At 66.3% G+C, this 6,723-nt stretch carries 6 protein-coding genes and 1 pseudogene; 2 read left to right on the top strand and 5 right to left on the bottom strand.

All coding sequences use genetic code 11. The features are described 5' to 3' along the window. Positions 1–337: 337 nt before the first annotated feature. From cobM to AB0J47_RS05400, 4 genes and pseudogenes are all read right to left on the bottom strand, one after another. Positions 338–1,102: a precorrin-4 C(11)-methyltransferase gene (cobM, locus tag AB0J47_RS05415; RefSeq protein WP_364340834.1), complete on the bottom strand. Its 765-nt coding sequence runs from the start codon at positions 1,100–1,102 to the stop codon at positions 338–340. 16 nt (positions 1,103–1,118) lie between these two features. Continuing rightward, positions 1,119–1,544: a PPOX class F420-dependent oxidoreductase gene (locus tag AB0J47_RS05410; RefSeq protein ID WP_364340832.1), complete on the bottom strand. Its 426-nt coding sequence runs from the start codon at positions 1,542–1,544 to the stop codon at positions 1,119–1,121. Between the two features lie 110 nt (positions 1,545–1,654). Continuing rightward, on the bottom strand, positions 1,655–2,272 hold the full coding sequence (locus AB0J47_RS05405) for a response regulator transcription factor (protein ID WP_364340830.1): 618 nt from the start codon (positions 2,270–2,272) through the stop codon (positions 1,655–1,657). 302 nt (positions 2,273–2,574) lie between these two features. Further along, positions 2,575–3,723 (bottom strand): annotated as a pseudogene (locus AB0J47_RS05400) (sensor histidine kinase); the annotation flags it as partial. 130 nt (positions 3,724–3,853) lie between these two features. Between AB0J47_RS05400 and AB0J47_RS05395 the strand changes: the two are divergent. Further along, positions 3,854–4,912 carry an ABC transporter permease gene (locus AB0J47_RS05395; protein ID WP_364340828.1) on the top strand — a complete coding sequence of 353 codons (1,059 nt, stop codon included), beginning with the start codon at positions 3,854–3,856 and terminating at the stop codon, positions 4,910–4,912. Positions 4,913–4,942: 30 nt separating this feature from the next. After that, positions 4,943–5,674, top strand: coding sequence for an ABC transporter ATP-binding protein (locus tag AB0J47_RS05390; RefSeq protein WP_364341345.1), 732 nt, complete (start codon positions 4,943–4,945; stop codon positions 5,672–5,674). Between the two features lie 96 nt (positions 5,675–5,770). Here AB0J47_RS05390 and AB0J47_RS05385 read toward each other — a convergent pair whose 3' ends face one another. Beyond that, positions 5,771–6,694 (bottom strand): LysR family transcriptional regulator, encoded by a 924-nt coding sequence (locus AB0J47_RS05385; RefSeq protein WP_364340826.1) that lies wholly within the window; start codon positions 6,692–6,694, stop codon positions 5,771–5,773. Positions 6,695–6,723: the final 29 nt, after the last annotated feature.

The following is a 6,723-nucleotide window of genomic DNA, read 5'->3' as shown; positions in this document are numbered from 1 at the left end:
CCGTAACCTCGCTTCCGGAACACCACACGAGCGCTCCCCGATGAACACCGGGACGTGGACGCGCACCTATGCCAGCGTGGCGTCTGTGTTCCCGCGTTCAGTTCTCATCAATCAAGCAAAAAATGTTCATTGGCACTATCTGCCCGCCAGGCCGACCTTGTTACATGGGCGCGACCATGCCCGCCACCCACCGACCGGCTCCGCCGGGAAGTTCAATGCAGATCACCGAAACAATCTACCGTCGTCCTCGCCGCCCGACCAATCAGCTCCCATAGCTGGAAAACATCACCCCAGGCAGCGGGATCATCGCAAGTTTGCTGGGAACCTGTCACCGATCTCACACTGCTTGCGAAGGTCGGTGACGATCGCGGGCGGGGTCATAGAGATGGGACTGGGCGCAGGACAGATTCGGAGTGAGGGCGCGGCCCACGAGGATGACGGCGGCTTGGCGCAGCCCCGCGGATTCGACCTGGTCGGCGATATCGGTGAGAGTTCCGCGCAAGACCAATTGATCGGGTTGGCTGGCTCGATAGACCACGGCGGTCGGGCAATCGGCGCCGTAGTCCGCAATCAGCTCGGCGGCCAGGGGGCGGATCCGGGTAATGGCCAGATGCAGCACCAGCGTGGCCTGGGTCCGGGCGAAGTTCGTGAGTGCCTCGGTTTCGGGCATGACGGTCGAGCGGGCCCGGGTGCGGGTGAGTACCACCGACTGGACCACTTCGGGGACGGTCAACTCGGTGCCGAGCATGGCGGCCGCGGCGGCATAGGCGGGGACGCCGGGGGTGATGTCCCATGGCACGTCCGCCGCGTCGAGGCGGCGGGTTTGTTCGGTGAGGGCCGAATATATGGAGGGGTCGCCGGAGCAGAGGCGGGCGACGTCCTTACCGCAGCGGTGCGCGCGCACCAGATGCTCGGTGATCTGGTCGATGTCCAGGTGTTGGGTGTCGATCAGTTCGGTATCGGGGGCGCAGTGCGCGAGCACCTCGGGGTCCAGATAGGTGCCCGCGTAGAGGCAGACCGGGGCGGTGCGCAGCAGCTCTACCGCGCGAACGGTCAGCAGGTCCGCGGCGCCCGGCCCGGCCCCGATGAAGTGCACGGTCATGCGGGAGAGTCTAGGGCTAGGCCGTCGCGTCGAAGTGGGCGATCACCTTGTCCGGGTGCACCCGGACCACTAGTTCGCCCGGGACGCCGTTGCGCTTGCCGAATTCTTCGGCGCGATCCGCGCCCATATAGCGGCCGGCGATCTCGGTGGCGGTGCGCAGCAGTTCGTCGGGATCCTCGGACAGTGTCACGGTGCCTTGGATCTGAATGGAGGAATACGGCTCTTGCTCGAGGTCGACCACCACCGCGATGCGTGGATCGCGGGCGAAGGCCCTGCCCTTGGCCGTGGCCTTGCCGGTATTGAAGACCAGTTCGTCCCCCTCGAGGACGAACCACACCGGGGTGACCACCGGCCGTCCGTCGGCGGCCACGAATGCCACCTTTCCGGTTCGATTGGCATGGGTCAGAAAGTCGCGCACTTTGGGATCCGAAAGTGAGGCCATGCCCCAACCCTAGAACCCCCACAGCACCGGACAGATGATCACGTGGAAACTGTGGCCGCAAACCGCCTCCGGCGCTGCCGCCGCCAGTTCCACCTGATCTTGATCGCTCGCTAGATGGCGCCTTGTTCGCGGGCGCGGGCGACCGCGGAGGTCCGGGAGCGCACGCCGAGTTTGGCGTAGATGTGGACGAGGTGGGATTTGACGGTGGTTTCGCTGAGGAACAGATCCTTGGCGATCTCTCGGTTCGAGCTGCCGTTGGCGACCAGGCGCAGCACCTCGATTTCGCGCGGGCTCAGGGTGGTATCGGCGCGGCGCACGCGGATCATCAGTTTGGAGGCCACCGCAGGCGACAGCACACTCTCCCCCGCGGCCGCTGACCGCACCGCCGCGAGCAGTTGCACCGGCGGGGTGTCCTTGAGGATGTAGCCGCAGGCCCCCGCCTCGATGGCGCTGAGAATATCGGCGTCGGTGTCATAGTTGGTGACGACCAGGACATTGGGCGGCTTTTCGAGCGCACGTAGTTCGGCGGTCGCGTCGACGCCGGAGCGGCCGGGTCCGAAGCTGAGATCCATGAGCACCAGATCGACCGGGGTGGTCGCGCAGAACGCGACGGCGGCCTCCGCAGTCTGCGTGTCACCGAGGACGGTGATGTCGGGATGGCTCTCGAGTAGTGCGCGCAGGCCCGCGCGCACGATGGCGTGGTCGTCGGCCAGGAGGAGGCGGATCACGTGGGGTGCTCCTGGTCCGTCGCATTTGGTATGCCCGCTGCGGGCGGGCCGGTGTCACTCGGCGGCGACGCGGATTCGGCCGCAGTCTGTATCACTGCGGGCGTGCTGGGCCCGCTCGGCGCAAGCCCGGATTCCGCCGCAGTCCGGACCGCTGCGGGCGGGACGGATTCACTCGGCGCGGACGCGGATTCAGCCTGAACCGCCGCGGACAAGTCGGGGTCGCTCGGCACGGGCGCGGATTTCGCGGGACTCGATACCGGCGCCGACAGGTCTGTAACCGAGCGGTATTCCGCTGATACGGGCTCCAGCGGAAACGAGACGGTGACCGCGGTGTGGCCGGGTTCCGACTCGACCGCCATTGTGCCGCCCTGCTGTTCGACGCGACTGCGCATGGCGGCCAGACCGAAGGTCCCCGTCGGTGCGCGGTCGAGCACCGATTGATCGATGCCCATGCCATCATCGACCACGTCGAGGTACACATCGGTGTCGGCATAGGTCAGGGTCAATCGCATCCGGCTCGCGTCCGCGTGGCGCACCACATTCGAGACCGCCCCCTGCGCGATCCGAACCAGTGCCGCCTCGACGGGCATCGGCAGCCGCTCCGGCGTGCCCTCGACGACCATCTGGGCAAGCAGTCCGGGAGTCTCGGCGCGTTGACAGATGCGCTCGAGCGCCTGCGCGAGACTCTGCCCCTCCAGCGCGGCGGGGGTCAATTCCGCTATCAGCCTTCGGGTTTCGGCTAGGTTCTCCGCCGCGGTCTCGCGGGCGAGGCGAATCTGTTGCAGCGCAGGATGCTCCGGTGCCGACTGCTCCGCGGCGTGCAGCAGTAGTTGGATGCTGCTCAACCCCTGCGCGACGGTGTCGTGGATCTCCTGCGCCAGCCGCTCACGCTCGGCCAACTTGCCCGCCGTGCGCTCCTGTTCCACGAGAGTTGCTCGGGTACTGAGCAATTCGTCGATCAGGCGCTGACGTTCGGCGGATTCACCGAACAGCGCCTCGTAGCCGAGCCCGATCCCCACCGCCACGGCCGCGCCGATAATCGGCCCGATCGCACCCGCCACCGACCAGCCGCGGTGCACCCCGAAACCGATCACCGCCACCACGGTGGCCGCACCGACCGCGAGCAGACTCCACGGCCGTGGTAGCAGGTGCAGGTAGAGGAAGAACACACCGAATGCGAGGTATCCGGCATCGGGTGCGAGCACCACAAGTGCGAGCCACAGCACCGTCAGCGCCGCCAACCAAATGCGGATCCCCGCCGGGTGGCGGCCGACCAGCGCACCGGCGAAGTACACGGCCGAGAACGCCGCGGTCAGCGTGAGGACGCCGAGCGGATGTCCGGCACCCGGCAGCAGTGCACGCGCCGCGACCACCACGGCCAGCGTCGTCACCAGCACATGCAGCCCCAACCGCAGCGCGGTGAAGACGGGGGTGAGCGGCGACGAATGCACGTTGTCAGCTTATGTGCGGCTATCCGGGCGGCATCCATCGAAAGGCGTAAAACACCGAACAACCTTCGATCGGGCCGCATACCTCCGCATGCGCGATGGCGGTGACCTCGGAGCGCGGCAGGGTGGTGGCATGTTCGTCGCACTCCGGGATCTGCGGGCCGCACGCGGCCGTTTTCTGCTCATCACGCTGGTCGTCACCCTGGTGGCGCTGCTGGTGAGTTTCCTCAGCGGTCTCACCACCGGACTCGCGCACCAGAACATCTCGGCCATCGAGGCGATCCATGCCGATGCCATTGTCTTCGCCGATAACGGCGCGGATCCCTCCTTCGACACCTCCGCACTGACCGAGCAACAGGTCGAGGCGTGGCAGGCGGCCGCGGGTTCCGTTGACCCGATCGGCATCAGCCGGGCGCAGGGCGCGGTATCGGGTCAGGGTGCAAGGAAACCCGCCCAGGTCGCGCTGTTCGGGACCACCGCAACCGCATTCGGCAACCGCGTCGCAACCGATTCCGGCACTGTCGTGCTCAGCTCCGGCGCGGCCGAGGACCTCGATGCCATCACCGGTGACACCGTCACGTTCGGCGCGGGCACCTTCCGCGTGGCCGCGGTCCAGGGCGACGATTGGTACAGCCACACCCCCGTCGCCTGGATGACACTCGCCGACTGGCAATCGGCGAGTCCCCGCGGCGGCGCCGCCACGGTGCTCGCGGTATCCGGCATCCCGAATACCGCCTCCGCCAACGCATCTGCGCATACGACCTCGACCAGTGTCTCCGAATCGCTGTCGGCGTTGGGTTCCTACAAAGCCGAAAACGGTTCGCTGACACTGATGACGGTGCTGCTGTTCGCCATCTCGGCGCTGGTGATCGGCGCATTCTTCACCGTGTGGACGGTGCAGCGCATGCCCGATATCGCGACCCTGAAGGCACTCGGCGCGACATCCGGATCGTTGGTCCGCGACGCCCTCGCCCAAGCGGCGATCGTACTGATCGCCGGTGTCGCGGTCGGACTCGGAATCACGGTCACCGCAGCAACATTCATGGGCGAGGGACTGCCATTCGTACTCAGCCCTTCGACAACCCTGTTCCCCGCGGCGGTCCTGATTTTCCTCGGCCTGGTCGGCGCGGCCATCGCCCTGCGCTTCCTGTTCACCATCGACCCGCTGACCGCACTCGGTGCGACCCGCTGACCTCCGGAGACCCGCATGACCACCGCGACCATGACGAAAACCGCTCTCACCGTCAACGAAACAACCCTCACCTACCCGGACGGCGCAGGCCGCCTCACCGCACTGAACAACGTGAACCTGCATGTCACCGGCGGCACCATCGCCGCGATCACCGGCCCCTCCGGCTCCGGGAAATCCAGCCTCCTCGCGGTAGTCTCCACCCTGATCCGCCCCGACTCTGGCGAGGTGACCCTCGAAACACGTTACGGCACCGTGGATTTCGCCACATTGACGCGCCGCAAGGCCGCCGCCCTACGCCGCTCGTCCATCGGCATCGTCTTCCAACACCCCAACCTCATCCCCGCGCTGACCGCCGTCGAACAACTACAGGCCATGTCCCACCTCGGCCAGCATTTTTTCACCTCTCCCATCCGACGCCGCGGAACCCGCACCAAGGCAATGGAATTACTCGACGCCGTAGGCCTGGCCGACCAACACTCCAAACGCCCCGCGCAACTCTCCGGCGGCCAACGCCAACGCGTCAACATAGCTCGTGCCCTGATGAACGACCCGGCCCTCCTGGTCATCGACGAACCAACCAGCGCCCTCGACACCGAACGCGGCACCGCCATAATCGACCTGATCCTTACCGTGTCCCGCACCCACGAAGCCGCCACCCTCCTGGTAACCCACGACCACACCCACCTACATCAGATGAACGCTGTCTACCGCATGGTCGACGGCACCCTCTCCCTCGACCGGGCCAACGGCCACGCCGCCTGAAACCTGCACGTCCGCCGGGATTTTCCGCGCGAGCCCGCCCCTGCCGGACCGCACGGATACCCGACCCTTGACGACATCACGAAGGCTGTCAACCGATTACGCCGATAAGCCGAGCAGCACATTCCGCTGATCCCGCACCCGAACCTGTATCGCCTCGACGACCGCCGCCACCTCGGGCCTGCGCAATGTCTCGGTGCGAGTGACGAGCCAATAGGTGAGGCGAATGGAGACTTCCTTTCGAAGCACTCGGATCAAGTCGTCGTGGCGATCGGCCATAAAGCATGGCAGCAAACCGAGGCCCGCAGCTGCGCGGGTTGCTTCGACGTGCACGAAAACATTTGTGGAAGTGACGGATTCACGCATGGCGGGTCGGAAGCTGGAAGCCAGGTCCAACTCGTCCACCTGCAACATGGAATCGATGAAGTAGACCAACGAGTGGCGCGCGAGATCTCCTATGGCCGTCGGTGTTCCGTGTTCACGGAGATAGTCGCGGGAACCATAGAGACCGAGACAGTAATCGGCCAACCGAATAGCCCTTGCGCGGTGCACTTGCGGCTCACCCACCACAACTTCGATATCCAGACCGGACCGCTGCTGGGAGGCACGCCGAGTCGCCGCCACGATCTCGACCGAGATCTTCGGATGCCGCCGCTGCACCTCCGCGGCGGCCGGTGCCGCCATATAGGCACTGAACCCGTCGGTCGCCGAAATCCGAACCACACCCTCCAGCACCCGCATGCCGTCGGCATCGGTAGCCAGGGACTTGACCGCCGATTCCACTGCCTCGGCCGCCGCCAACGCCTCGCGCCCGAGATCGGTCAACTCCCAACCGCCGGTCACCCGGGTCAGTACCCGCCCACCCAGCGTCTGCTCCAGTGCGGCAATGCGGCGCGAGATGGTGGTGTGGTTGATCCCCAGCTCCTCGGCCGCCGACACGAAGCGCCCGGAGCGCCCCACGGCGAGCAGAACCAGCAGATCATCCGCGCTGGGGCGGCTGGCACCCGGTGCGGCCGAACTCATATCTGCATTCTTGCAGATGCGCACTGCAC

The sequence above is a fragment of the Nocardia sp. NPDC049737 genome (assembly GCF_040674755.1).
Classification (GTDB): Bacteria; Actinomycetota; Actinomycetes; order Mycobacteriales; family Mycobacteriaceae; genus Nocardia.
Note: the sequence above shows the minus strand (reverse complement) of the source record. Positions and strands in the feature narration are given on the sequence as shown.

Bases quoted from the DNA above. Each gene is read 5' to 3' on its own strand.
- cobM (WP_364340834.1), bottom strand. From the start codon at position 1,102: ATGACCGTGCACTTCATCGGGGCCGGGCCGGGCGCCGCGGACCTGCTG.
- AB0J47_RS05410 (WP_364340832.1), bottom strand. From the start codon at position 1,544: ATGGCCTCACTTTCGGATCCCAAAGTGCGCGACTTTCTGACCCATGCC.
- AB0J47_RS05395 (WP_364340828.1), top strand. From the start codon at position 3,854: ATGTTCGTCGCACTCCGGGATCTGCGGGCCGCACGCGGCCGTTTTCTG.
- AB0J47_RS05390 (WP_364341345.1), top strand. From the start codon at position 4,943: ATGACGAAAACCGCTCTCACCGTCAACGAAACAACCCTCACCTACCCG.
- AB0J47_RS05385 (WP_364340826.1), bottom strand. From the start codon at position 6,694: ATGAGTTCGGCCGCACCGGGTGCCAGCCGCCCCAGCGCGGATGATCTG.